Annotated in this window: 23 protein-coding genes; 14 read left to right on the top strand and 9 right to left on the bottom strand. The window is 58.0% G+C overall.

Translation table 11 applies throughout. The features are described 5' to 3' along the window. The first annotated feature begins 13 nt into the window (after nucleotides 1–13). Entirely contained in the window at nucleotides 14–2,179 is a 2,166-nt protein-coding gene (uvrD, locus tag EHN06_RS18695; RefSeq protein WP_127333994.1) for a DNA helicase II, read from the top strand. Here uvrD and modA read toward each other — a convergent pair. Beyond that, the gene (gene modA, locus EHN06_RS18690) at nucleotides 2,155–2,991 is read right to left on the bottom strand and encodes a molybdate ABC transporter substrate-binding protein (protein WP_206075686.1); all 837 of its coding nucleotides are present in this window, start codon (nucleotides 2,989–2,991) and stop codon (nucleotides 2,155–2,157) included. The two genes, uvrD and modA, sit on opposite strands and share 25 nt — an antisense overlap. 11 nt (nucleotides 2,992–3,002) lie before the next feature. Next, nucleotides 3,003–3,404 carry an acyl-CoA thioesterase gene (locus EHN06_RS18685; RefSeq protein WP_127333993.1) on the bottom strand — a complete coding sequence of 134 codons (402 nt, stop codon included), beginning with the start codon at nucleotides 3,402–3,404 and terminating at the stop codon, nucleotides 3,003–3,005. Nucleotides 3,405–3,597: 193 nt separating this feature from the next. Between EHN06_RS18685 and EHN06_RS18680 the strand changes: the two genes are divergently transcribed. The 5 genes from EHN06_RS18680 to phoU all read left to right on the top strand — a co-directional run bounded on the left by EHN06_RS18680 (nucleotide 3,598) and on the right by phoU (nucleotide 9,129). Continuing rightward, nucleotides 3,598–4,656, top strand: coding sequence for a substrate-binding domain-containing protein (locus EHN06_RS18680; RefSeq protein ID WP_127333992.1), 1,059 nt, complete (start codon nucleotides 3,598–3,600; stop codon nucleotides 4,654–4,656). Nucleotides 4,657–4,806: 150 nt separating this feature from the next. Continuing rightward, entirely contained in the window at nucleotides 4,807–6,195 is a 1,389-nt protein-coding gene (gene pstC, locus EHN06_RS18675) for a phosphate ABC transporter permease subunit PstC (RefSeq protein WP_127333991.1), read from the top strand. Then, nucleotides 6,188–7,465, top strand: coding sequence for a phosphate ABC transporter permease PstA (gene pstA / locus EHN06_RS18670; RefSeq protein ID WP_127333990.1), 1,278 nt, complete (start codon nucleotides 6,188–6,190; stop codon nucleotides 7,463–7,465). The genes pstC and pstA overlap by 8 nt, the downstream gene beginning before the upstream one ends. Before the next feature lie 11 nt (nucleotides 7,466–7,476). Next, nucleotides 7,477–8,373 carry a phosphate ABC transporter ATP-binding protein PstB gene (gene pstB / locus EHN06_RS18665; protein WP_127333989.1) on the top strand — a complete coding sequence of 299 codons (897 nt, stop codon included), beginning with the start codon at nucleotides 7,477–7,479 and terminating at the stop codon, nucleotides 8,371–8,373. Between the two features lie 33 nt (nucleotides 8,374–8,406). Then, on the top strand, nucleotides 8,407–9,129 hold the full coding sequence (gene phoU / locus EHN06_RS18660) for a phosphate signaling complex protein PhoU (protein ID WP_127333988.1): 723 nt from the start codon (nucleotides 8,407–8,409) through the stop codon (nucleotides 9,127–9,129). Nucleotides 9,130–9,495: 366 nt separating this feature from the next. On the opposite strand, the gene EHN06_RS18655 is transcribed toward phoU, so the two are convergent. The 5 genes from EHN06_RS18655 to mnmH form a co-directional block, all read right to left on the bottom strand. Then, entirely contained in the window at nucleotides 9,496–9,861 is a 366-nt protein-coding gene (locus EHN06_RS18655; RefSeq protein ID WP_127333987.1) for a histidine triad nucleotide-binding protein, read from the bottom strand. Nucleotides 9,862–9,893: 32 nt separating this feature from the next. Further along, entirely contained in the window at nucleotides 9,894–11,189 is a 1,296-nt protein-coding gene (locus EHN06_RS18650) for an FAD-dependent monooxygenase (RefSeq protein WP_127333986.1), read from the bottom strand. 88 nt (nucleotides 11,190–11,277) lie between these two features. After that, nucleotides 11,278–11,835: an aminoacyl-tRNA deacylase gene (locus tag EHN06_RS18645; protein ID WP_127333985.1), complete on the bottom strand. Its 558-nt coding sequence runs from the start codon at nucleotides 11,833–11,835 to the stop codon at nucleotides 11,278–11,280. A 174-nt stretch (nucleotides 11,836–12,009) separates the two neighbouring features. Then, on the bottom strand, nucleotides 12,010–12,843 hold the full coding sequence (locus EHN06_RS18640; RefSeq protein WP_127333984.1) for a mechanosensitive ion channel family protein: 834 nt from the start codon (nucleotides 12,841–12,843) through the stop codon (nucleotides 12,010–12,012). 63 nt (nucleotides 12,844–12,906) lie between these two features. Continuing rightward, the gene (mnmH, locus tag EHN06_RS18635; RefSeq protein ID WP_127333983.1) at nucleotides 12,907–13,998 is read right to left on the bottom strand and encodes a tRNA 2-selenouridine(34) synthase MnmH; all 1,092 of its coding nucleotides are present in this window, start codon (nucleotides 13,996–13,998) and stop codon (nucleotides 12,907–12,909) included. A gap of 137 nt (nucleotides 13,999–14,135) precedes the next feature. Here mnmH and EHN06_RS18630 point away from each other — a divergent pair, with 137 nt between their 5' ends. Next, nucleotides 14,136–14,801 (top strand): 50S ribosomal protein L11 methyltransferase, encoded by a 666-nt coding sequence (locus EHN06_RS18630; protein WP_127333982.1) that lies wholly within the window; start codon nucleotides 14,136–14,138, stop codon nucleotides 14,799–14,801. Between the two features lie 459 nt (nucleotides 14,802–15,260). On the opposite strand, the gene EHN06_RS18625 is transcribed toward EHN06_RS18630, so the two are convergent. Beyond that, a complete protein-coding gene (locus EHN06_RS18625; protein ID WP_127333981.1) occupies nucleotides 15,261–15,641 on the bottom strand; it encodes a VanZ family protein in 381 nt (126 codons plus the stop codon). Between the two features lie 96 nt (nucleotides 15,642–15,737). On the opposite strand from EHN06_RS18625, the gene cysZ reads away from it, so the two are divergent. The 6 genes from cysZ to EHN06_RS18595 all read left to right on the top strand — a co-directional run bounded on the left by cysZ (nucleotide 15,738) and on the right by EHN06_RS18595 (nucleotide 23,675). Then, on the top strand, nucleotides 15,738–16,496 hold the full coding sequence (gene cysZ, locus EHN06_RS18620) for a sulfate transporter CysZ (protein WP_127333980.1): 759 nt from the start codon (nucleotides 15,738–15,740) through the stop codon (nucleotides 16,494–16,496). A 60-nt stretch (nucleotides 16,497–16,556) separates the two neighbouring features. Further along, nucleotides 16,557–19,418: an RNA polymerase-associated protein RapA gene (rapA, locus tag EHN06_RS18615; RefSeq protein ID WP_127333979.1), complete on the top strand. Its 2,862-nt coding sequence runs from the start codon at nucleotides 16,557–16,559 to the stop codon at nucleotides 19,416–19,418. A 100-nt stretch (nucleotides 19,419–19,518) separates the two neighbouring features. After that, nucleotides 19,519–21,969, top strand: a complete 2,451-nt coding sequence (locus EHN06_RS18610; RefSeq protein WP_127333978.1) for an acyl-CoA dehydrogenase — start codon at nucleotides 19,519–19,521, stop codon at nucleotides 21,967–21,969. Nucleotides 21,970–21,986: 17 nt separating this feature from the next. Beyond that, entirely contained in the window at nucleotides 21,987–22,367 is a 381-nt protein-coding gene (gene crcB, locus EHN06_RS18605) for a fluoride efflux transporter CrcB (RefSeq protein WP_127333977.1), read from the top strand. A 239-nt stretch (nucleotides 22,368–22,606) separates the two neighbouring features. Next, the gene (locus EHN06_RS18600) at nucleotides 22,607–22,813 is read left to right on the top strand and encodes a cold-shock protein (RefSeq protein WP_008172950.1); all 207 of its coding nucleotides are present in this window, start codon (nucleotides 22,607–22,609) and stop codon (nucleotides 22,811–22,813) included. A 166-nt stretch (nucleotides 22,814–22,979) separates the two neighbouring features. Further along, on the top strand, nucleotides 22,980–23,675 hold the full coding sequence (locus EHN06_RS18595) for a lysophospholipid acyltransferase family protein (protein ID WP_127333976.1): 696 nt from the start codon (nucleotides 22,980–22,982) through the stop codon (nucleotides 23,673–23,675). 21 nt (nucleotides 23,676–23,696) lie between these two features. On the opposite strand, the gene EHN06_RS18590 is transcribed toward EHN06_RS18595, so the two are convergent. Continuing rightward, the gene (locus EHN06_RS18590; RefSeq protein WP_127333975.1) at nucleotides 23,697–24,500 is read right to left on the bottom strand and encodes a dienelactone hydrolase family protein; all 804 of its coding nucleotides are present in this window, start codon (nucleotides 24,498–24,500) and stop codon (nucleotides 23,697–23,699) included. 108 nt (nucleotides 24,501–24,608) lie between these two features. Here EHN06_RS18590 and ald point away from each other — a divergent pair, with 108 nt between their 5' ends. Continuing rightward, complete coding sequence (gene ald, locus EHN06_RS18585) at nucleotides 24,609–25,727, top strand: alanine dehydrogenase (RefSeq protein ID WP_127333974.1); 1,119 nt, start codon at nucleotides 24,609–24,611, stop codon at nucleotides 25,725–25,727. Nucleotides 25,728–25,747: the final 20 nt, after the last annotated feature.

Raw genomic sequence — 25,747 nt, 5'->3', positions numbered from 1 at the left:
CGACCGAATCTCTATGGATGTCTCCCACATTATCGACGCCCTCAACGACGCCCAACGCGAGGCCGTGACCGCCCAGAACGACCACCTGCTGGTGCTGGCCGGTGCCGGCAGTGGCAAAACGCGGGTTCTGGTGCACCGGATTGCGTGGTTGATGCAGGTGGACCGTGTGCCGCCGACGGGGATTCTGGCGGTGACCTTTACCAACAAGGCCGCCCGGGAGATGCGTTACCGCATCGAGCAGATGATGGACATCCCGGCCCGTGGCCTGTGGTTCGGCACCTTCCATGGCATCGCCCATCGCCTGTTGCGCTCGCATTGGCAGGATGCCGGCTTGCCGGAGAATTTCCAGGTGCTGGACAGCGACGATCAGCTACGGCTGATCAAACGGGTGATGCGGGAGCTCCAGATTGATGAGAGCCGCTGGCCACCGAAGCAGGCCCAGTGGTTCATCAACAGCCATAAGGATGAGGGCCTGCGGGCGGATCATATTCAGGAGAATCCGGGGGATCATTTCACCTCCACCATGCTGACCGTGTACCGCCAGTACGAAAAACTGTGCCAGCAAAGCGGCCTGGTGGATTTTGGTGAACTGTTACTGCGCTCACACGAACTGTGGCTGCACCGGCCGGAATTGCTGGCTCACTACCAGAACCGCTTCCAGCACATTCTGGTGGACGAGTTCCAGGACACCAACACGATCCAGTACGCCTGGTTGCAGGTATTGGCCAGTAACCGCGTGCCCTTGACCATCGTCGGGGACGACGATCAGTCCATCTACGGTTGGCGGGGCGCGAAAATCGAGAATATCCAGCAATACCAGCGGGATTTCCCCAACGCCCGGCTGGTCCGGTTGGAGCAGAATTATCGCTCCACGCAACTGATCCTCAAGGCAGCCAATTCGGTGATTGCCAACAACCAGGGGCGCCTGGGCAAGGAGTTGTGGACCGACGGCCCCGATGGAGAACCGATCAGCCTCTACGCCGCGTTCAACGAACAGGACGAAGCCAACTACATCGCCGACACCATTTCCGGCTGGGTGCAGGACGGCAACCTGCGCAGCGAATCGGCCATTCTCTATCGCTCCAACGCCCAGTCCCGGGTACTGGAAGAAGCGCTGATGCGTCAGGGCATACCTTACCGGGTTTACGGTGGTTTACGCTTCTATGATCGCCAGGAAATCCGTAACGCTTTGGCATACCTGCGTCTGGTGCATTACCGCCGTGACGATGCCGCCTTCGAGCGGGTGGTGAATGTGCCGGCGCGGGGCATCGGCGCGAAAAGTCTGGCGGAGCTGCGGGAAGTGGCCACCGGCCAGAGTATCTCCCTGTGGGAGGCCGCAGAGCGGCTGCTGGAAGCGGGGTTGATGAAGGGGCGCGCCAAAACCGGATTGCAGTCGTTTATGGCAATCATCAACGATCTGTCAGAGATGGTGGACGACGCCTCCCTGCATGGCCTGATGAAGCAGACCATCGAAGCCAGCGGGCTGAAGGACTACCACGCCAGTGAGAAGGGCGAGAAAGGTCAGGCCCGGGTGGAAAACCTGGAGGAACTGGTCAATGCGTTGTCGGACTTTGAGGTGGAGGACGGCGTCGATCCGCTGGCGGAGTTCATCGCCCAGGCGGCGTTGGATGCCGGAGAATCCCAGGCTGATTCCCATGAGGACAGCGTCCAGTTGATGACGCTCCACTCCGCCAAGGGGCTTGAGTTCCCGCTGGTGTTTCTTGCGGGTGTGGAGGAAGGGTTGTTCCCCCACAGCATGTCGCTGGAGGAGCCGGGGCGAATGGAGGAAGAACGGCGGTTGGCGTATGTGGGGATTACCCGAGCGATGAAAAAGCTGGTGCTCACTTACGCGGAATCCCGCCGTCTGTACGGGCAGGAGAAGTTCCACGCGTTATCACGGTTTGTGCGGGAAATTCCGGGGGACTGCATCCAGGAAGTGCGGCTGCGCAATACCGTAACCCGCCCGGCGATGCTGGAGCGGCCCAACGAAAGCCTGTTCAGTCAGGACTCGGCGGCGCAATCTGGTTTCAGCCTGGGGCAGCGGGTGCGTCATCCGAAGTTCGGAGAAGGCATTGTGATGAATTCCGAAGGCACGGGGCATCACACGCGAGTGCAGGTCAATTTCGACGAAGGCGCCAAGTGGCTGGTACTGGCCTATGCTCCGCTGGAGGCCTGTTGATCGCCTGCATTGAAGCTTTGCTGGGTGGTGTCGTCAATGGATGAGGCCCCCGGCTGGTCGTCGGGAAGGTCAAAGCCATTGTCCCTCATGATCTGACGGACCCTGTCGCTGTCCAGGAACGCGGAAAATCGCCAGGCCAATTCATTGTCCGCGGCGCGTTGGGTGATGATGTATCCCTGCTCCAGCGGTTTGTGCTGCGAGTCCGGAATCAGCCAGTAACTGCCGGAGGATGCCAGCCTTGGGCTCATTATCAGGGATAGTGCGATAATGCCGGCCTGGGCATTACCCGTTTCCACAAACTGGGCTGCCTGGGAAATATTGCTGCCAAGGATCAGCTTGTCCTGAATCTGTGGCCATACACCGGCGGCTTCCAGGGCTTCCCTGGCGCGTGCCCCGTAGGGGGCATGCCGGGGGTTGGCGATCGCAATGCGCTGAATGTCCTCTGACGCCAGATCCTTCAGTGTCATTGCGCTGGCGTCCCGGGTGGCACTCCATAGTACGATCCGCCCGACTCCGTAAGGCATAACCTCCGAAGCGGCCAGGCCCTGGCGGGCGAGCTGGCGCGGGTAGGTAATATCAGCAGAGAAGTAGAGATCGTAGGGTGCGCCTTGGGCGATCTGGGTGCTCAGCTTGCCGGACGAGCCGTACACCACGTTAATGGTATCGTTGGGGTGCCGGTCCCTGAACTGCTCCAGAATGTCCTCCATTGCATATTGCAGGTTCGATGCCGCGGCCACCATCAGCTTGCCCGCAATGGCGTTGGGTATCCAGCACAGCATGGTAATGATTGAAGCTGTCAGGAGGGCCTTCACAATCAAATCCTTCAGGGCTGTTCGGGCACTTCCCGAATACGGCCATGCTCGTCAATGGCGACATAGACAAACCGGCCTTCGGTGACCTTACGGGGGTGTTTGGCCGTGCGGTCCAGGGTCCACACTTCCACTTCAATCTTCATCGAACTGCGACCTATGTCCACCAGCTCACAGTAGCAACCGACCTGCGAGCCGACCCTGAGTGGCGACAGGAATTCCATCCGATCCATCGCGACCGTGGCGTTACGGCCCTGGGAGATCCGCCCGGCAATGGTGGCGGCGGCAATATCCATTTGCTTGACCAGCCAGCCGGCAAAGACATCGCCGTTGGCATTGGTGTCCGAGGGTAGCGGGACAATCTGGAGAATCAGCTCGCCTTTGGGGGTGGGTTTGTCATCATCGAGTGTGGTCATGGAGCCTGCCTTTTATATCGCTGAGTATTGTTTTACACGCATGTTAACGGCCTGCGGGCAGTCTGCAAGAAAATTTGCACCATGTGATCTATATTTCAATGCCTGTAACAAAGTTGTCACAGTGGATGATTAGTCTTCTCACATCGGCAAAGCAAATCCGACGATAACGTCCAAATGATAATGGAGACTCAGCGTGATTAAACTGAAAACAGCTCTTGCATCCGTTGCCCTGGCGGGCAGCATCGCCGCCGTATCCACTCCGGCCATGGCTCGTGACACGATCAATATTGTGGGATCCTCCACCGTTTACCCGTTCGCCACCGTGGTTGCCGAGCGTTTTGGTCGTAACACCGACTTCCCGACTCCGAAGCTGGAGTCCACCGGCTCCGGTGGCGGCCTGAAATTGTTCTGTGAAGGTGTGGGTACTCAGCACCCGGACATTACTAACGCCTCCCGTCGCATCAAGAAAAGTGAGTTTGAGAACTGCCGGGCCAATGGCGTAACCGATATCACCGAAGTCAAGATCGGTGCTGACGGTATTGTGATTGCCAATTCCAAGGATGCGGAGCAGATGGATCTGACTCTGGAGCAGATTTTCCTGGCCCTGGCCAAGGAAGTTCCGAACCCGGACGGTAGCGAAGAACTGGTGGCCAACCCGTACCAGAAGTGGAGTGATATCGACTCCAGCCTGCCAAACAAGGAAATCAGTGTGATGGGCCCGCCTCCGACATCCGGTACCCGTGACGCGTTCGTTGAAATCGCAATGGAAGGTGGCTGCAAGCAATACGACTGGATTGCTGCTATCAAGAAGCAGGACAAATCCCGGTACAAGTCCATCTGTCACAGCATGCGTGAAGACGGTCCGTTCGTCGAAGCTGGTGAGAATGACAACCTGATTGTCCAGCGTCTGGCACAGGATAAGGACACTCTGGGAATCTTCGGCTACAGCTTCCTGATGGAAAACGAAGGCCAGATTCAGGCATCTACGATCAACGGTGTTGAGCCAACACCTGAGTCGATCGCGGCCGAGGAGTATCCCGTAGCTCGCTCTCTGTTCTTCTACGTGAAAAATGCCCACGTGGGTGTAGTTCCGGGGATTCAGGAATACGTTGCTGAATTCACCAGTGAAGGTGCCTGGGGCGACAACGGCTATCTGGTTGACGTAGGCCTGATCCCGAACCCGCGTAATGTGCGCATGCAAACTGCCAAGGCAGTGAAAGGCTTCAAGCCAATGACTGGTAATGAGATTTAAGGACTGATTGAAAAGATCAGGGATGAGATCAAGGGAACGCGGGCCGGCTGGTCCGCGTTCCTTTATTGCGTTCAGATGATTAATTATGGCCAGCAAGCTGGCACAATAGACGCCCTAGCTAACTAATACGCCATCAATACAGAGACTGTTATGCAGACGGCCAATCTCTTGCCCCTGGTTCTGGTACTTGCTGTGGTTGCCTATGGCCTCGCATTCATGCGATCCCGGGCAGTGGCAGCACCGCTTGGCGGTATCCGGAATCTCAAGGCGCTTCCTTTTTACTACGCAGCCCGTGCCGCCCTGTGGTGTGCAATCCCTGCGCTGATCGTGCTGGCTGCCTGGGCCGGTTTTGAAGGCAAGGTCATTCAGGGCATTGTCATCGCGTCATTGCCTCAGGACGTATGGCCAAAATCTCCCGGAGAGGCGAGCCTGGTGCTTTCACAGATCAGCAACGTCGCCGCGGGTAAACTGAATCCGGAGTTTGTGCCGGATCACATCGCCGGTGCCGCAGGGCTCCTGGAGAACATTCGGGAACAAAGCAGGACGTTCAAGGCCATTCTGGTTCTGCTGATTGCCGCTCTGGGTGCAGCTTTTGCCTGGACGCGGGTGGCGCCCCATATAAATGCCCGGGAGAGTGTGGAGCGGACGCTGCGGCGTATTTTCTTCGTGTGTGCGGCGGTTGCGGTACTGACCACCGTGGGTATCGTCTTTTCCGTTATCTTTGAAACCGTGAGGTTCTTTGGAAAAGTCCCCATTGCCGATTTCCTGTTTGGTACCACCTGGAGCCCCCAGACAGCCTTACGGGCGGATCAGGTAGGTTCTGAGGGTGCCTTTGGTGTCATTCCCCTGTTCACCGGCACGCTGCTGATATCCGCAATTGCGCTGCTGGTCGCAGTGCCCATCGGTTTGTTGTCCGCCATTTACCTGTCCGAGTACGCCGGCAAGCGGGTGCGCTCCGTCGTCAAACCGTTACTGGAAATGCTGGCGGGTGTACCGACCGTGGTTTATGGCTTCTTTGCCGCGCTGACCGTCGCCCCCTTTATTCGCGACGCTGCTGAGCTGATCGGACTGGAAGCCTCCTCCCAGAGTGCTCTTGCCGCCGGTCTGGTTATGGGCATCATGATCATTCCATTCGTGTCATCGCTGTCGGACGATGTGATTAACGCGGTACCCCAAACGCTGCGGGACGGCTCCCTCGCTCTTGGTGCGACCCAGTCGGAAACCATGAAAAAGGTGATTTTCCCGGCGGCGCTCCCGGGGATCATCGGTGGCATCCTGCTGGCGGCATCGCGGGCTATTGGTGAGACGATGATCGTGGTGATGGCGGCCGGGCTTGCGGCCAACCTGACGGCCAATCCGCTGGAGTCGGTGACGACAGTGACGGTTCAGATTGCCACGCTGCTGGTGGGTGATCAGGAGTTTGACAGCGCCAAGACACTGTCTGCATTCGCACTGGGCATGATGCTCTTTATAGTCACGCTGCTGCTCAACGTGATCGCTCTCAAGATCGTTCGTAAATATAGGGAACAGTATGACTGATCAACGTTCTCAGGCGGAGATTGTCCGCCAGTCTCTGAAGCGCCGGTACCGCAAGGAGCGTCGGTTTCGTTTGTACGGCATTGTGGCGATTTTTATCGCCCTGGCTTCCCTGTTCATCCTGTTTGCCGACATCATCGGCAAGGGGCACAGCGGGTTTGTGAAGACAACGATTACTCTGGATGTGACTCTGGATTCAGAGGCCATGTATCTGGACGATCCCGCGGATGACGACCAAATGTCCATGGCCGACTTCGTGGCGCCGATCATCGCGGCCCTTCAGGAGCATTTTCCGGAAGCCGAGGGCGCGGCGGCCCGGCGTGAATTGGGCCGGCTGGTGGGCAGTTATGCCGCCAGCGAGATCCGTGACCTGCTGGAGGAGAATCCGGATCTGTTGAATACCACGCAAACCATGGAGTTTCTTGCCCACGATACTGTGTCGGTGTATGTGAAACATGCGGATGATCCCAGCTACAGCATCCGCCTGTCAGAGCGACAGCAGGCGTGGGTGGATGAATTGCTGGAAAAAGGTGTCATTAATACCAGCTTCAACGACGTGCTGTTCAGTCGTGGGGATTCCAGAGAGCCGGGTAATGCGGGCATCCTGGGCGCTATTGTCGGCTCCCTTTTCACCATGCTGGTCACCCTGGCAATTTCATTCCCCGTGGGCATTGCGGCCGCGATCTATCTGGAGGAGTTTGCCCCGCAGAACAGGATCACCGATTTCATCGAAGTCAACATCAACAATCTGGCCGCTGTGCCCTCGATCATCTTTGGTCTGTTAGGCCTGGCGGTGTTTATCGGGTTGTTTGGCATGCCGCGCTCGGTTCCCGTTGTGGGCGGGCTGGTACTGGCATTGATGACGCTGCCAACCATTATTATTTCCAGCCGGGCGGCCATCAAGAGTGTGCCGCCGTCGATCCGGGAAGCAGCCGAGGGTATCGGGGCGTCGAAGATGCAGGTAGTGCTCCATCATGTGGTGCCGCTGGCAATGCCGGGCATGCTGACCGGTTCCATTATCGGCATGGCCCAGGCCCTGGGTGAAACGGCACCGTTGCTGCTGATTGGCATGGTGGCATTCATTGTTGATGTGCCGGACGGCTTTTTCAGTTCCGCCACGGTGCTGCCGGTACAGATTTACCTTTGGGCAAGCAGCTCCGAGCAGGGCTTTGTTGAGCTGGCATCCGCCGGCATCATGGTACTGCTTGCCTTCATGATCAGTATGAACGCATTGGCCATCTGGCTCCGTAAGCGTCTTGAGCGCCGGTGGTAAAGGAGAAATTTATGAGTGTAAACGAAACAATTACCAGTGCAGCGGAGCGGCAGAATGAGGCTGCTGTCCCCGTTCAGGACGTGGTGACAGAGAAGAAACGGGAAGATATGCCGGTTGAGGAGGGCAGGACGGTAGGCCTTCCCTACGCCGACGACCCGAAGTTCAAGCTGCGCAACGTTGAAGTGTTCTATGGCGAGGACCGCGCCATCAAGGACATCAGCCTGGATATTGCCCGGAATGAGGTCATATCCTTTATCGGGCCGTCTGGCTGCGGTAAGTCCACGTTTCTCCGCTGTCTGAACCGGATGAACGACAGTATCGATATCTGTCGGGTTAAAGGCCAGTTGATGCTGGACGATGAGGACATCTACCATTCAAAACGCGATGTGGTGGAGCTGCGGGCCCGGGTCGGTATGGTATTCCAGAAACCGAACCCGTTTCCGAAGTCCATCTACGACAACGTGGCTTACGGCCCACGCATACATGGTCTGGCCAACCGCAAGTCGGATCTGGACGATATTGTCGAGAACAGCCTGCGTAAGGCGGGGCTCTGGGACGAAGTGAAGGACCGTCTGGATGCTACGGCAACCGGTATGTCCGGTGGTCAGCAACAACGCTTGTGTATCGCTCGCGCGATTGCGGTGAGCCCGGAGGTGATCCTGATGGACGAGCCGTGTTCAGCGCTGGATCCGATCGCGACGGCCAAGGTGGAAGAGTTGATCTCCGAAATGTCGGAAAGCTATACCATCGTGATCGTGACCCACTCCATGCAGCAGGCAGCCCGTGTGTCTCATCGCACCGCGTATTTCCATCTGGGGCACTTGGTGGAAGTGAACGAGACAAACAAAGTCTTTACGGCGCCGGAGCATGAGCTGACTGAATCCTATATCACCGGTCGTTTCGGTTAACCCGGCAATTGTTGAACACTGGAGAACAGAGTTATGCCAAACACAAAGGATGACGTATACGGCGATCACATATCGCACAAGTTCAACGATGAACTGCTGGAGCTGAAGACCGAATTCCTGAAAATGGGTGGTATGGTGGAAGCCCAAGTGGATCGGGCGATTCAGGCCCTGGTGGATAACGATGGCCACCTGGCGGATGAAGTGCGCGCTGGTGACAAGAAAGTCGACCAGATGGAAATGGATATCGATGAAGAGGCGACCCTGATCATTGCACGTCGTCAGCCGACTGCACGGGATCTACGGTTGGTCATTTCGGTGATCAAGATGGTGGCCGACCTGGAGCGGGTGGGGGATGAAGCCAAGAAAATCGCCAAGTTCGCCATCAAGCTCAACGAGGAAGGTCAGGCGCCCCGCGGCTACGTGGAAGTCCGCCACATCGGCAATCACGTGCTGGCAATGCTGCACGACGCCCTGGACGCCTTCGCCCGACTGGATTCCGAGCAGGCGTTGCGGATCATGAAGGAAGACAAGCGGGTAGACGAGGAGTACCAGGCTGCCGCCCGGACTCTGTTGACCTTCATGATGGAAGATACGCGCAACATTTCACGGTGCATGTCGGTGATGTGGGTGCTGCGTGCCCTGGAGCGGGTGGGGGATCATGCCTGCAACATCGCCGAGAACGTGATTTTCATGGTCAAGGGCGAGGATGTTCGCCATACGCCGGTGGAAGAAGCCGAGAAAGTTGTCGGTCGCTGACTAAGTTTCAGGCATGCCGGTTTGGGCGGGAGGGCCGCTGTGCGGTGTGGCTTTCCCGGACACGCTCGAGCCGTCCTGGGCGCTTAGCTTTGGCCATCCATGGCCAAAGATAGTCCGGGAAAGCCACACCGCACACCGGCCAATCAGACCTGTGAGTTAGCTCGGCCGACGATCATCGAACTCTCATAGACGGTATTGAGGTATTGGCACCAACGTTCGAGCAAGCGGGCCGGTCCTTCTGTCCGGGACTATCTTTCGCCAGGGATGGCGAAAGCTAAGCGCGCATGGATGCCTTGAGCGTGTCCCGGACAGAAGGACCGGCCCGCTTGCCTCCCCCCAAGTCAAAAAAAGGTCGAGACAAAAGAATCAGGCCCGCTTCATCCTGTCAGTATACGGAGGCCATCCGAGGGGCTTTCCACCCAGCACATGCAGGTGGATGTGGAACACCGTCTGCCCGGAGTTTTCGCCGCAGTTCATCACTACCCGATAGCCATCGTCCGCAACGCCTTTCTCCCTGGCAATCTTCGCCGCCACCAGATACAAGTGCCCGACCAGTTCGCGGTCGGCTTCGGTGAGGTCATTGATCGTGGCGATCTCTTTTTTGGGAATCACCAGGAAATGCACCGGCGCCTGGGGATTAATGTCGCTGAACGCCAGGCTGATGTCGTCCTCGTAGAGAATGTCTGCCGGAATTTCCCGGTTGATGATCTTGGTGAAAATCGTTTCTGACATGATGACTCCTTGGTTGTTATCGCGTACCGGTGTCAGGGCAGATGCAGCCCCGGTAGTCGGGAAGTAATCTGTTTTACCACTGCGGGAAGCTCATCGTCGATCCCCATGGCGTAGCGGGCGACCTGGTTGCGTGCGAAGGGCAGGGCGCGGGCGGCGCCGAGGCCGAGGTTGCGTAACAGGTGAACCGGCGGGATGCGGTTGCTGAACAGGTGGTAGAAGGCATCCATGGCCAGCATCATGCGGCGGTTGGCGGGGCGTCGTTGCTGCTCGTAGCGTGCAAGCCATTGGGAATCAGCGAGATCGCAGCCGGCTCGCCGGGTTTCGCGGATCAGGGACTGCAGGCAGGCGGCGTCCTGGAAGCCGAGATTCACCCCCTGCCCGGCCAGTGGGTTGATGGTGTGGGCGGCATCGCCGACGAGGACGATTCGTCCCTGACTGTAGTGTTTGGCGTGTTGGCGGGCGATGGGGAAACTGGCGCGGGCATCTACGTGGGTCAGCAGGGGCAGGTCGTCCGGGAACGCCTTCTGGATCTCGGCCATCAGTGATTCGGTGTCCAGCGCCTTCAGGCGGGCAAGTTCCCCCGGGGCATCGTACCAGACCAGCGAGGCCCAGCTTTCTCCCGGGTGTTGATCGCCGGCACTGTGCAGGGGCAGGAACGCCCTCGGGCCGGAAGGATAGAACGCCTGCCAGGTGATGTCCTCCACCGATCCCAGATAACGCACCGAGACCACCATGGCCTGCTGGGCATACTGGTCTCGGGTGACGCCAATGCCCGCCATGTCCCGTATCCGTGACGGGGCACCGTCAGCACCTATCACCAGTTCACAGGTCAGTTCGCTACCGTCTTCCAGCGTCACGGTCGCCCGATCATTGCCGTTAGCCACGGAGGTTACGCCGTTGCCGGAGAGAACGGTCACGGAGGGCTGTTCGTCTGCACATTGCCACAGCGCCTGTTGGGTGATCCGGTTCTCAACAATGTGACCCAGGTGCGTGGCGGAGAGGCTGGCGGCATCGAAAACGACCTCTCCCAGTTTACGGGGGATCAGTTTACTCAAGGGGTGTTGTGCCTGGTCCCAGACCGCGAGACGGCGGTAGACCGTCATGCGCATGGCCAACATCTGTGACCAGGCCCCGAGTTGCTGGAGGTAGCGCTCACTTCCGGCGCTGAGGGCGGAAACACGAAGGTCGGGAACGCTGTTGGTGTCGAAAGTCGGGGCGCTGGTCTTGTCGACCAGGGCCACACGAAAACCGCTTTGGCCCAGGCCCGTGGCCAGGGCTGCACCCACCATGCCGGCACCGGCAACAACAATGTCAAAAGCTTGAGTCATAACGGGTTCCTGTCTGAAGCTTCCAGTTTACGCGATGGAAGATTTCAAACAAGCGACCCGACGACCCCGGCTTGTCCGGTGCCGTCGATCAGTAGCCGGCGGCCCTTGGTGCCCGCGTTCTGGGCAGGTGTTCCGGGCGACGGCGGCCTTTTGCCAGCCAGGCCGGTTTCTGGGCTCCCGGCCTGACGAATCCCTGGTTGAGCACCACGGGTTGAACCAGGTCCATAAAATCGGTGGTTTTCATGTGCACGGATTCGGTATGACTGCCAGCGGCGAATGCCAGCTCCTGTTGCTCCGTCAAAGCCTCGGCGCAATAGACCGACATATCGAACAGATTGCCAAAGGGGGGCATGGCCCCGACTTCGCAATCGGGGAACCGGTCCTTGAATTCCTGCTCATCCGCAAGATCGACAAAATCGGTATCCAGGATGCCCGAGAGTCGGTCCCAGCGTATGCGCCAGGTGGCAGGCATGACCAGCATGGCCATCTTGCCATCGAGTTCGATGATGACGGTTTTGACAACCCGGTCACCGGCAATTTTTACATGGTGGGCCAGTTCCTGGGCGGTGAACGCCGGAGGGTGGGACAGGCACATGTACTCCACGCTTGCCTGGTCAAGGAACTCCTTCAACTGCTGTACCGGCATAGTGACAACCTCCTACCAGCAATGACAGCGAACTGGGGCCGGTGATTGTTCTATGCCTGGCCCCGGTGGCCTGGCGCCGCTCCGCGTGGGAATTCGGCGCCATTACCGTCAGCTTAGTTGAGGCTGAGCAGAATGCGAGTAACCGGATGTATCCGTGGGACGTCTGTCCCGTTTTTACTCGTGTTTGTAGACGTGAACGTCGCGCTGGGGGAAGGGGATGGAGATGCCTTCCGCATCGAACGCTTTCTTCACCTTCTCTTGCATGTCCCAGTTATAGGGCCAGAGGTTATCGGTGGCCACCCAGGCGCGAACCATGATGTTCACGGAGTTGTCGCCCAGGCCGCTGACGGCGATGGTCGGTGCCGGAGTTGTCAGAGAGCGCTCGTCTTCTTCAATCAGTCGCTGGCAGATGGCCTTGGCCTTGTCGATATCATCGTTATAGCCGATGCCAAAGGTCATGTCGCAGCGGCGCTTGTCGTAGATGCTGACATTCACCAGGGTCGCGTTGGACAGGCTGCCGTTGGGAATCACCACCCGGCGGTTGTCGAAGGTATTGACGATGGTGTAGAGGATGCTGATCTCGTCGACTGCGCCCAAGTAGCCCTGAGCCTCGATGGTGTCACCCACCTTGAACGGTTTGAAGATCAGGATCAGCACGCCACCGGCAAAGTTGCCCAGGCTGCCTTGAAGGGCCAGACCGATGGCCAGGCCGGCGGCACCGACAAGGGCAATGAAAGAGGTGGTGGCAATGCCGACCATCGATGCAACGGAAATCAGCAGCAGGATCTTGAGGACAGCACCGACAAGACCGCACAGGAACTTGTTCAGTGTCGGGTCTTTCTGGCTCAGCTTGGCATCAAGGATTGCAACAAAACGATTGATCAGCCAGAGGCCGACAACCAGTGTGATAATCGCGAGAACGACTTTGGGGGCGTAACTCATGATCAGGGCAATGCCCTGGTCGACAATCTCAGAGGCTTTTCCGTCTGCACCAAACAGATCTTCCATCAGGCGACTCCTTGTTCTTCGTTAGTTTTTCAGGTGATTGTTCAGGTTTCCCTACGAAACCGTTTAGCGATTGGCCCAGTCAATAATGGTCGTTGGACTGCCCTGAACCACAATCCGCCCTTTCTTCTGACTGAGCTGATAGTCATACATCGGGTCGTAATAGTCTTCCAGTAATGCCTGTATCCAGAGGTCGTGGCCACCAAGGTCGCCATTGTCCTGCTGTTGGTCCAGTGCTTCAGTCATCAGCTTTCGCAGATGTTGGTGGCGCTCTCCACCCAGGCGTTTACGGATTCGATCCAGGGCACTCAACAGGTAATCATGGAAGTTCTGCCAGCCGGCTTCCCCGCCATCCCGTGCAGTATAGTCGGCGAGCATGTTTTCCACATAGTCTTCCCGAATAATGGCTATTCGCTCGGACATCGGCTGTTCCAGTACCATCAGTGGCGCGTCTGACATCCGCTGCCGGAGATTCTCCGGGAGAGCACAGCGTCCCACAAGCCGGCTTTCATCCTCCAGGTAAATCGGGCCACCAATGCGGTGGGTGGCCTTGAGCATGGCAACCGCCAGGCGATTCTCGAAGTCGATCTGGGATGGCTGGGGCGTGACCTGGCGCCCAAAACTGGAGCCACGATGGTTGGCCAGGCCCTCGAGATCGACCGGGTTGGGCAATTGTTGCAGTACCCGGGTCTTGCCGGTGCCGGTCCGGCCGCTGAGTATCCGGAACTCGGAAGAGTTAATGAGAGACTCAAGGCTGTCGATCAGGAAACGGCGAAGGGCTTTATAACCGCCTTTAACCAGTGGGTAGTCGATACCCGCTTCCTTGATCCATTGCTGGGTCAGTCGCGACCGCAACCCGCCCCGGAAACAGAACAGGTAGCCTTCGGGGTGGTTGGCAATGAAGCGCTTCCAGGCTTCGATGCGCTGGTCCTTGATGTCACCGGCCACCAGTTGATGGCCCAGTTCAATCGCCTTGTCCTGCCCCTTTTCCTTATAGCAGATACCGACCCGGTGACGCTCTTCGTCGTTCATCAGTGGGGCGTTTTCAGCACAAGGGAAGCTGCCCTTGCTGAACTCCGTCGGGGCGCGGACATCCATCATCGGGGTGTCGTTCAGGAACAGGGACAGGTAATCGTCGGTATCGGGTCTGGAAGCCATTTCAGTGGTTTGGGTCGTGGGGGAAATGTTGCCGCAGTATAACGGAGACGGCGTTTTTTTGCTCGCTTGCAGGTATGGTCGACGACCGGCGCAGGCTACAATACCGGGCTTTTATAACCTGTGAGCCCGGAGCTGTGATGAACGAGGATGTACTCAATCACCACCTTCAGAAGACCCTGAGCCGTGGACGGGTAGCGGTTACCCGCCCCGCCGGGTGTCCGCAGATTGCCCTCTACCTGTTTGATCCCACAGTGTTGGAGGGGCCTCTGAGCCATGAGGAGGCGCAGGCCGTGGTAGCGGAACCCGCCTACTGGTCCTTTTGCTGGGCGAGCGGGCAGGTGTTGGCAGCCTGGATCCTGGCGAATCCACAATGGGTGGCGGGTAAACGGGTGCTGGATTTTGGTTCAGGCTCCGGTGTGGTGGCCATTGCCGCTGCGATGGCTGGTGCGACTGAAGCGATTGCCTGTGACATCGACCCGGCGGCGCTGGATGCCGCTGCTGCCAATGCCAGGCTAAACGATGTATCGGTGACTGTGTGCGGGGACTGGTATGCAAAGCCGGAAGGCATCGACTTGGTGACGGCGGCGGACGTGCTCTACGATCCGGAGAACAAGCCGTTGTTGCAGGCATTTTACGGTGCCGCCTCCCAGGTGCTGCTTGCGGATTCCCGGGTCAAAAACCTGGGTGACGAGCGGTATCAGCGTCAAGCGGTGATTGAGGGTCGAACCTGGCCGGACCTCAATGAATTCGAGGAATTCAATCAGGTCCGGATTTATCTGGTGGAGGCGTTGCAGGGAACATAAAAAAAGAAAGGGCAACCCTCAGGCTGCCCTTTTTCGGAACAGGTCGTCGCGTCCCTGCGAATTTTGCAACTGCCCTGTTGCATTATCCTTGATCCACTCCGTGGTGCCGGCATCCTAGCCAGCGTTCCAGATAATTATCCTTTAAGCGAGGCGTCCATGTATCCCTGCCTCTCCCTGCATCCAGTTGCCGGGGTGCGTCCTGTGCGTCTTCCATTTCCCTGTCATCCCTGACGATTTAACTATAGCAATCTTGTTCTGACAGACGTGTGACACCTGCACCTCATTTCGGTGTCACTTTTATGGCGTTCCTTATTAATGCATTCAAAACAGAGTATTAGGTTATCTGTCGATTGCCTCTATCAAAGTGCCTACGTCACGTTGCCGCACCGGCTTACGCTTATGTAGGAAATATCGCACACCAAGCCAGGGAAAATTCTCACGTTCAGTTTTATGCACCCGTCAAGGGGAGGCATTACCACGCTTCACCCCGGGCCAGGGCAGTAAACCGACTGCAACGCCTGCCGCATCTGCTGCCAGATCCGCCAGCGAAAACTCGCGGTAAGGCAACTGGGATTGAATCATTTCTATTGCAAAGCCAAACAGCAAGAGAGGTGGAATAAGCCATAGGCCGGATAGGCGCGGCCATCCCAGCCGGGCAAGAATGGTCAACTCGGTGAAGGCAACGAGATGGTTGATCTTGTCATTTGGGGACGACGGCACAGGGTATGGTTGGCTGGTGGTGGCCAGGTAAAGGATCGCAATGACGGATATGAGCAGGGCCAGTTGCCACAGGGGACGGCAATCGAGAATCTGTTCGAGGCGGCCTTTCTGTGTGTACATCGGTGGAATCCGGGGGCTCATCGGGCTGTGGTGAGTGTGGCAACATGATATGCTTTGCGCCCCGTCACTGTCATTGAAGCGGAGGTAATGCCACCTATGTTGAAGGGAAACTTTTTTCGTGGCCTGGGCTACCTCGGTGAAGGTTTCAGGTTGATTCGCCAGCCTGGCCTGCGCTTGTTCGTGATTATTCCCCTGGTTATCAATGTCTTGCTGTTTGGTTTGCTGTTCTATTTTCTCGCTGAACTGTTTGCTGCGATGATCGCCGCCGCCATGGGGTGGTTACCTGATTGGGCCTGGCTGCAGAGCCTGGACTGGCTATTCTGGATCCTCTACGGCGTGGTAATCCTTCTGATGCTGGCCTATGGGTTCGTTATTCTGGCGAATCTGATCGGGTCGCCCTTTTACGGCTACCTGGCAGAATTGACGGAAAAGCACCTGACGGGTCAGGAGGTCAGCACGGACGATGGCTGGGGGCAGATCATCCGCGATATTCCCCGCGCTCTGTGGCGGGAGGTGCAGAAAATTCTCTACTACCTGCCGCGGGCCATCGGCCTGTTGATCATCGGGCTGATCCCGGTGGTGAATCTGGTGGCCGCAGTGCTGTGGTTCCTCTTTAACTGCTGGATGATGGCACTGCAGTACGTGGATTACCCGGCGGATAATCACAAGGTCAGTTTTCCTGCGTTGCGCAAGCTATTGGGAGATACCCGGTTGTCTGCCTTCGGTTTTGGCCTGCCGGTGGCACTGGCCGCCATGGTGCCGGTGCTGAACCTGGTGGTGGTGCCTGCGGCGGTATGCGGCGCGGCGGCTTACTGGGTGCGTGAGAGCGGCGCCGACTACAAACAGCTGAAGTAATGACACTGACGAAAGCAACGACTACACAGACACCCTGAATTGAAACGCGACGGAGGTTTCTTGGACGCATCGGATTTTGTTATCGGCCAGCGCTGGGTCAGCCATAGTGACACCGGCCTCGGGCTAGGAATTGTCACCGATATTTCGGGGCGACGGGTGACGCTCGGGTTCCCGGCCGCCGACGAAGAACGCACCTACGCCATTGATAACGCCCCGCTGTCCCGCATCATTTACCAGATCGGTGAGGAGATCGAGACCTTCGATGGCGATCGCTACACCGTGCAGGCGGTGGAAGACCTGGGTGGCGTCCTGATGTACCACGCGGACGATGGCGAAAACATCCAGCAGATCTCCGAAGTCAAACTGAGCAGTTCGGTGAATTTCTCGGCACCGCACCAACGCCTGTTTGCCGGTCAGTTTGACCGTAACGGGGCTTTCCGACTGCGCGTCGCGACCCTGCAGCACCAGGAGCGTTTACGGGCATCCTCGGCCCAGGGCCTGATCGGGGCACGAACCCAACACCTGCCGCATCAGATCTACATCGCTCACGAGGTCGCCAGCCGTCATGCGCCCAGGGTGTTGCTGGCCGATGAAGTAGGTCTTGGCAAAACCATCGAAGCGGGTCTGATTCTTCATTACCAGTTGCATACCGGTCGTGCCAAACGGGCATTAATCGTGGTGCCTGATTCACTGATTCACCAGTGGCTGGTGGAAATGCTGCGGCGTTTCAACCTGCGTTTCTCCATCATTGATCAGGGCCGTTACGATGCCCTGGCCGAAAACGAGGATGACGTCGACGCCCTGGTCAATAAAGTGTTCGGGGATGCGTTTTCGGTTAATCCGTTTGAAAGCGATCAACTGGTGCTGTGCAGCCTCGATTTTCTGAAGTCCAGCCCGCAGGCGCAGAAGGACGCCGTCGCGGCGGGTTGGGACCTGATGGTGGTGGACGAGGCCCACCATCTGGCCTGGAGTCAGGAACAGGTGAGCCCGGAATACCAGTTGGTGGAAGATTTGTCGGCGGCCAGTCGCGGGTTATTGCTATTGACCGCGACACCAGAGCAGGTGGGTGTAGCCAGCCACTTTGCCCGTTTACGCCTGCTGGACCCCGCCCGGTTCCACGACCTGGAAGCCTTTCGTGAGGAAGAGCAGCAGTACGAAGCCATCAACAAGGTGGTGCGTCGGCTGCAGGATAACGGTGGCAGTCTGGCTGCGGAAGACCGCGCCGCCCTGAAGAACTGGTTGGGGGATGAGCTGGCGGTACTGGAAAAGGCCCCCGAACCGAAACAGGCCATCATTGATGCCCTGCTGGATCGCCACGGCACCGGTCGCGTGCTGTTCCGTAACACCCGCGCAGCCATTCAGGGCTTTCCGGAGCGGCGCGCCCTGCCTGTACCCCTGCCATGTCCCGACAGCTATCAGTCCCACCGGTTTGGCCTGGTCAATCTGGCGCCGGCACGCGCGCTTGACGAAGAACAATGGCTTGCGGAAGATCCCCGGGTCGCCTGGCTGGAGAAAACCCTGGCCAGTCTGAAGCCGGCCAAGATGGTGGTGATCTGTGCCCACGCCAGCACGGCGATGGCTCTGGAGCATTATTTGCAGCTGCGGGCCGGTATCCGCAGTGCCGCGTTTCACGAACACCTCAGCCTGATCGAGCGGGATCGGGCAGCGGCCTATTTCTCGGACACCGAACAAGGCGCACAGGCGCTGATCTGCTCCGAGATTGGCAGTGAGGGGCGCAACTTCCAGTTTGCCCACCATCTGGTGTTGTTTGACCTGCCGGCCAATCCCGACCTGCTGGAGCAGCGTATTGGTCGTCTCGACCGTATCGGTCAGTCCGACACCATCGATATCCATATCCCCTACCTGGAAGGTACCGTTCAGGAAGCCCAGTTCCGCTGGTTCCATGAGGGACTCAATGCCTTCAATGAGAGTTGTTCCGTAGGTGTGGCGGTCCAGGATAAGGTGCAGGCCGAATGGCAGCGTGTGGTGGATGGCGGGTTTACAGAGCTGGACGCCGTGTTGAAGGAATCCCGTGCGGAGGCCGGGCGTCTGCACGCATTGCTGCAGAATGGCCGTGATGCACTGATCGAGATGAATTCCTGTCGCCGCGATGTGGCGACCGACCTGATCCGACAGATCGAAGAGGAAGAAGGCTCCGCCGCAGTGCGGGACTACATGGTGGAAGCGTTCGATATCCTTGGCGTGGATATGGAAGATCATTCCGAGCATGCCGATGTACTCCGGCCCGGCGAACACTACCATGCCGGACATGTGTCTGAATTACCGGAAGACGGCCTGACGGTCACCTGGAGTCGCCAGCAGGCACTTGAGCGCGAAGACATGGCGTTCATGAGCTGGGAACACCCACTGGTAACCGGCGTGATGGACTCGGTGACCAGCTCCGGCCTCGGCAAGGCCGCTCTCGCCAGCCTGTCGGTCAAGGCGCTGCCGCCAGGCACACTGTTGCTGGAAGCCTTGTTCACGGTCCACTGCCCGGCGCCGGAGTCGCTGCAGTTGTCACGATACCTGCCGGTGTCGCCACTGCGCTTGCTAGTGGATGTCAATGGTCGCGATTTGTCCGCCGCCTTGCCCCATGACCGTCTGAACGACCTCTGTTCCAATATCCGCCGCCGCACGGCCCAGGCGGTGGTGCCGCAAATCCGCCCCCAGGTAGAAACCATGGTCGATCACGCCGAAAGGCTGGCGGACCCTCACCTGGAGCCGATGCGTGAGAAAGCACTGGAACAGTTAAGCCGGATGTTTGAACCCGAAATCCGTCGCCTTGAAGCGCTGAAGAAAGTGAATCCGGCCATCCGGGACGAGGAAATCGGATTTTTCCAGGATCAGTTCCAGGCGGCAAAATCGGCACTCACACAGGCCAGTCTGTCGCTGGAAGGTATTCGTGTGATTGTAACTGCCTGATCATGATGTGATTTACTGGCGAGGAATCATCCGATCGGTTACCTTGAACGTAACGAAATGTAGTCTTCGATATTCAATCCATGAATGACAGAGAGACCCTATGATGACTTTCATTCTGTTCGTGATTGCGGTGGCCGGTCTGCTGACCGTGATGCGCCGGGAGTCCGGTGCCAAGCCGGCCATTACTGTGATGGTGGTGGTCGGGCTGATATCCCTGTTTTTCGCCTCCGGAACCCTGGCGCTGATTCTGTTTATCGGTGCCGGCGTTACCGCCGCAGCCGGGCTGCCCGGATTTCGCAAGAACTGGCTGACACCGCGCATTTTTGCCATGTTCAAGAAAGTGGCACCGAAAGTCTCCGAAACTGAAAAGGTTGCTCTTGAAGCGGGCACCGTGGGCTGGGATGGTGAGCTGTTTACCGGGCAGCCTGATTGGCACAACCTGTTGATCAATCGCAACACCGGCCTGACCGATGAAGAGCAGGCGTTCGTGGATAACCAGTGTACCCAGGCGATCTCCATGTGTAACGCCTGGGACGTGGCGGTCGAGCGCGCCGATCTGCCGAAAGAGCTGTGGGATTTTCTCAAGAAAGAGAAATTCTTCGGCATGATTATCCCGAAGGAATACGGCGGCCTGGATTTTTCCGCCAAGGCCCAAACCGCGGTGCTGCAGAAACTGGCGGCCAATGAGATGCTGATGGTATCCGTTGGTGTGCCGAATTCCCTCGGCCCGGGTGAGTTGCTGGTTAAATACGGTACCGAAGAGCAAAAGAATCACTATCTGCCGCGTCTGGCGGATGGCCGTGAAATTCCCTGTTTTGGCCTGACCGGTCCCCGCGCGGGCTCGGATGCCACTTCCCTGCCGGACACCGGGATTGTCTGCAAGCAGGAAGTTGACGGCAAGGAAGTGATAGGTATCCGGCTCAACTTCGAGAAACGCTGGATCACCCTGGCACCGATTGCCACGGTGGTAGGACTGGCGTTCCGCATGTTTGACCCGGATGGTTTACTGGGCGATCAGGAAGACTACGGTATCACCTGTGCGTTGATTCCCCGTGACACCAAAGGCATGGAAATCGGTCGTCGTCATTGCCCCATTGGCCATCCGTTCCTGAATGGCCCGATCAGGGGCAAGGATGTGTTCATCCCGCTGGATTATATTATCGGCGGTCAGGAAATGGCCGGTCAGGGCTGGCGTATGCTGGTTGAGTGTCTGTCTGTGGGCCGCTGTATCACACTGCCATCCGGTGCGGCCGGTGCCGCGGCCTACGCCGTGGGCACGGCGGGTGGCTTTACCCGGATTCGCCGACAGTTCAATACCCCGGTGGCGGATATGGAAGGGGTGCAGGAACCCCTGGCGCGGATTGCCGCCAAGACCTACATTGCCCAGGCAGCGGTTAACCACACCGCCAACATGATCGATAAGGGCGAGAAGCCTGCCGTCCCGTCGGCGATCCTCAAATACCACCTGACCGAGTTCCAGCGCAGCGTGCTGACCGATGCGATGGATGTTCACGGTGGCAAGACGGTGACCCTGGGACCCCGTAACTATCTTGGCATTGGTTTCAGTGGTGCGGCGGTTTCCATCACCGTGGAAGGTGCCAACATCATGACCCGCAGCCTGATGATCTTCGGTCAGGGCGCGATCCGCTGTCATCCATACGTGCTCAAGGAATTGGCCGCGAAGGACAACGACGACATCGAGGCGTTCGATGATGCCTTCTTTGGTCACGCCGGCCTGATCTTTGGCAATGCCGCCCGCGCATTCACTCAAGCGCTGGGGATAGGGCGTGCGGACGTACCGTTTGACAGTGCAAGTCGCCGATACGCGCAGGCCGTTGCCCGGTTCAGTGCCGCCTTTGGGCTGTGTGGTGATGCCGCCATGACCACCCTGGGCAGTGAACTTAAAATGCGCGAGCTGATCTCCGCGCGACTGGGTGACATGCTTTCCAACCTGTATCTGGCGTCCATGGTGCTGAAGAACTGGCATGAAACCCAGCCCGTGGAAGGTGAGAAGGAAGTGATGGAATACAGTCTGGGACTGTTACTTCATCGCACGGAAAATGCGCTCGACGAATTCCTGCAGAACCTGCCTAACCGTCCGGTTGCTACAGCCTTGCGCGCAGTGACCATGCCACTTGGCCGTCACTGGGATGCGCCCCATGATGACCTGGCGCGCAGTCTGGCCCGGGCGATTTCAACCGACACGCCGATCCGCAGCAAGCTGATTGCGAGTACCTGGACCACCGATGGCGAAGGCAAGGTGGAAAACCCGGTCGCGCGCTACAACGGGCTGCTGCAGGATTATGACAAGGCCGAGCAGCTCTACCGCAAGGTCACCAAGGCCTACGCCAAGGGCGAGTTGCCGATGACCGCTCTGCACCCGGAAGAGCGCTTCGAAGCGGCCCTGGAGGCAGGCGTCTACACGAAGGAAGAGGCGGAATTCATGCGCCAGTACGAGGCGGTGGTGCTGGAAATGCTCACCGTGGACGACTTCCCGTTTGATGAGTTTGCCCGTAACAAGGACACAGTGATTGATCACAACCCTGCATGAACGGGCAGTGACCTGATATGTGGTTATCCTTCGTTGCTGTGAGTGTTGGCGCCGTCATCGGCGCCAATCTCCGCTGGGCTCTGGGCTTGTGGCTGAACGCCAGCTATCATGCCATTCCGATCGGTACCCTGGTGGCCAACCTGGCCGGGGGCTGGCTGATCGGCCTGCTGATTGGTTTCTTCATGCACGGCAGCACACTGGCGCCGGAGTGGCGGTTGTTTGCCATTACCGGCCTTTGTGGTGCGCTGACCACGTTTTCCACTTTCTCACTGGAGATGTTTGCCGCCATTCAGGAGGGCAAGTGGAGCGTGGCCCTTGCCGGTGTATTGGCCCATGTGATTGGTTCCATCCTCATGACGGCACTGGGAATTTATACGTTTGGCCTATTGCGGGGCTGATGGGTACCTTTACCTACACAAATTGTTGAATTTACCCTTGGCAATCCCCGGATTCAGGAGTAGAGTGTTTCGCGTAGGAAAGATTCAGCAAAGCATTTCATGAATAAGACGTACCTCCGCAGTTAGTAGTGACCGTCCTGTTTTTGATTCCGCGAGTTCTGTATTTCCGCAAAACGCTGACCCCGCACCACGAAGGTGTCTGGCAGCAGATAATATGATTGATTTCAGGAAGTTTAAGTATGTCTACTACTACCGGTACTGTTAAGTTCTTCAACGAAGCAAAAGGCTTTGGCTTTATCACTCGTGAAGGCGGCCCGGACGTTTTTGTTCACTACAGCGCTATTCAGGGCAGCGGTTTCAAAACCCTGGCAGAAGGCCAGCAGGTTGAGTTCACCGTTACCCAGGGCCAGAAAGGTCCTCAGGCGGAGAACGTTGTTGCTCTGTAATCCCTTCACGGATTAAGCAATAACCGCCAAAAAAGGCAGCTGAGGCTGCCTTTTTTTATGTCTTTGGCCCCTCCTGAATTTTGTGATTCCAGTCTCCCTGTGTAATCTTTACGCCCTTGTTGCCTATTATTGATGGGCATTGTCGAGATGTTCAGGAACCCCTTCTATGCTGCGATTCCTCAAAGCTACCTGGATTCTGTTCTGGGCCGCCCTGTTGACCCTGGTGCTGTTCTTGCCGATCGTTGTTGCTGCCTTGCTGGGCAAGCGCGGCAATGCTGCGTTCCATGGCACCCAGGTTTTTGCCTGGATCATCCTGAAGGTAACCGGTATCCGACTCGTCGTGACAGGTCGGGAGAATATTGTTCCGGGGCAGCGCTACGTCATTCTCAGTAATCATGCCTCCTATTTCGACCCGCCGGCGCTGGTCTTGTCGCTGGGGCTGCAGTATCGCTGGGTGATCAAGAAGGAACTGCGAAAAGTACCGTTGTTCGGGCTGGCACTGGAAACCTCGAGAAACCTGTTTATTGACCGGTCAAAAGGGAGTGATGCCCTGGAAAGTATCAAGCGGGGGGTTGCCCAACTGCCGGACGGGACCGGAATACTCCTGTTTCCCGAGGGCACACGCTCACTGGATGGTCATTTGCTGCCGTTCAAGAAAGGCGGTTTTGTGATTGCCAGGGACGGAGAGCTGCCGATTCTTCCGGTGACGATCCGGGGCTCTCACGATCGCCTGCCCAAGGGCACGGCGGCGTTCAGTCCGGGGGTTATCGAAGTCATTATCCACCCACCGGTCGCGACCCGCGGAAAGACCGTAGACACGCTGATGGAGGAAGTGAAGGGCACCATTGAAAGTGCCCTCTGAAGCGGTCCTTCTGGTGGCCGGTTATTCCGCAAAAATCTCATTGTAGAAACGCAGGGTGCCTTCCCAGGAACGATCCGCTGCCGCTTTGTCATACCCGACCGGCATGCCGAATTCCTTGCCAATCCGGTCAGCTTCCGGGTTGGTGAAGGAATGCAGAACCCCCGGGAATGACACCAGGGTCAGGTCTACCTCGGCATCCTGCATCTCCCGGACCAGACCGGCGACCTGGTCGGACGGTACCATCTGATCGGCACCGCCCGTGTATACCTGCACGCGGGCGCTCACCTTGCCGGCTTCCGCTTTGATGGGGCTGCCGAGAGCACCGTGGTAGCTCACCACGCCATCCAGATCGACGCCCAGGCGCGCCATGTTCAGTACCACCGCGCCACCGAAACAGTAACCCTGGGCGGCAATGCGGTTGCTATCGACGCTGTCATGGTCCTGCAGCAGCTCCATCGCCGCCGTGAAGCGGGATTTGATGTTGTCGATGTCACTGGTGGCTTCCTGCATGAACTGCTTGGCGTCATCAGGATGATCGGCGACTTTTCCGGAGCCGTACATATCCAGTGCAAAGGCGGTGTAGCCGGCCTCGGCCAGCTTCTCAGCCTGGTTGCGGGCAAATTCGTTATGGCCCCACCATTCATGGACGACGAGTACGCCGGGGCGTTTGCCTTCGACGTTGTCGTCCCAGGCGAGATAGCCGGTGAACGTTTCGCCATTGACGGTATATTCGACGGTTTCTGTCTGCATGTCGGCGATTACCTGTGTGCTGGTCAGTGACATTGCGAAAGTGGCGGCAGAAAGGACAGTTGTGATCGTCTTCATGGGTGTTCCTCCTCCTTGGTGATTTGATGGCTGCTTCCGGTACCTGACCTTTTTACTACACTTTGCTTCAGGAAACACTGTTGCCCGCTGGCCGGAGAGGTATGACCGATGAAGATAGGCGTCCCCAGGGAAGTAAAGAACCACGAATACCGTGTGGGCATGACCCCGGCGGCTGTGCGGGAGCTGACCTCCCATAACCATGAGGTGTTTGTGGAAAGCGGAGCGGGTGCCGCCATTGGCTTTTCCGATGGACTCTACCGTGACGCGGGCGCACAGATTGTCGACGATGGGCCTGCAGTGTTTGCTGCTGCCAGCCTGATCGTCAAGGTCAAGGAACCGCAGGCGGATGAACGGGCACTGTTGACCGTGGACCACACCCTGTTTACCTACCTTCATCTGGCGCCGGATAAGGCGCAGACGGATGATCTGGTGCGTTCCGGGGCTACCTGTATCGCCTATGAAACTGTCACCGACAGCCATGGCCGTCTGCCGTTGCTGGCACCCATGTCGGAGGTTGCCGGGCGGATGTCGATCCAGGCCGGTGCCCATTGCCTGGAAAAAAACATGGGTGGGCGAGGCGTGTTACTGGGGGGGGTGCCCGGAGTAGCTCCGGCCCGGGTAACGGTTATTGGCGGTGGTACAGTGGGGCAGAATGCCGTGGCCATGGCGATCGGGCTGGGGGCCCAGGTGACCGTGCTGGACAGAAACATGGACGTACTGCGGGAGCTGGATCACCTGTATGGGAACCGGATCAGCACCCTGTTTTCCACGGCCGAAACCCTGGAGCAGTCGGTGATCGAATCGGACCTTGTTATCGGCGGGGTGTTGATTCCCGGGGCGTCGGCACCAAAGCTGGTGACCCGTGACATGGTTTCGCGTATGCCGGAAGGCAGTGTGATCGTCGATGTGGCCATTGATCAGGGCGGCTGCACCGAAACCTCCAGGCCGACCACCCACGATGCCCCCACCTATCTGGTCGATGGCGTGGTACATTATTGTGTGGCCAACATGCCCGGGGCCGTTGCCCGCACGTCAACGCTGGCGTTGAATAATGTCACGCTGCCTTTTATTGTGGCGTTGGCCAACAGGGGGCCGGAACAGGCGTTGAGAGAGGATGTTCATCTGCTGCACGGCCTGAACGTATATCAGGGCAAGATAACCTACGGGGAGGTGGCGCAGGCAACCGGGCATGCTTATACGGATCCCGCTTCCCTGCTAGGGACTTGACCCGCTGAAGACTGGAGAAC

This window comes from Marinobacter sp. NP-4(2019) (assembly GCF_003994855.1).
Classification (GTDB): Bacteria; Pseudomonadota; Gammaproteobacteria; order Pseudomonadales; family Oleiphilaceae; genus Marinobacter.
This window is presented reverse-complemented; position numbering and strand designations above follow the sequence as displayed.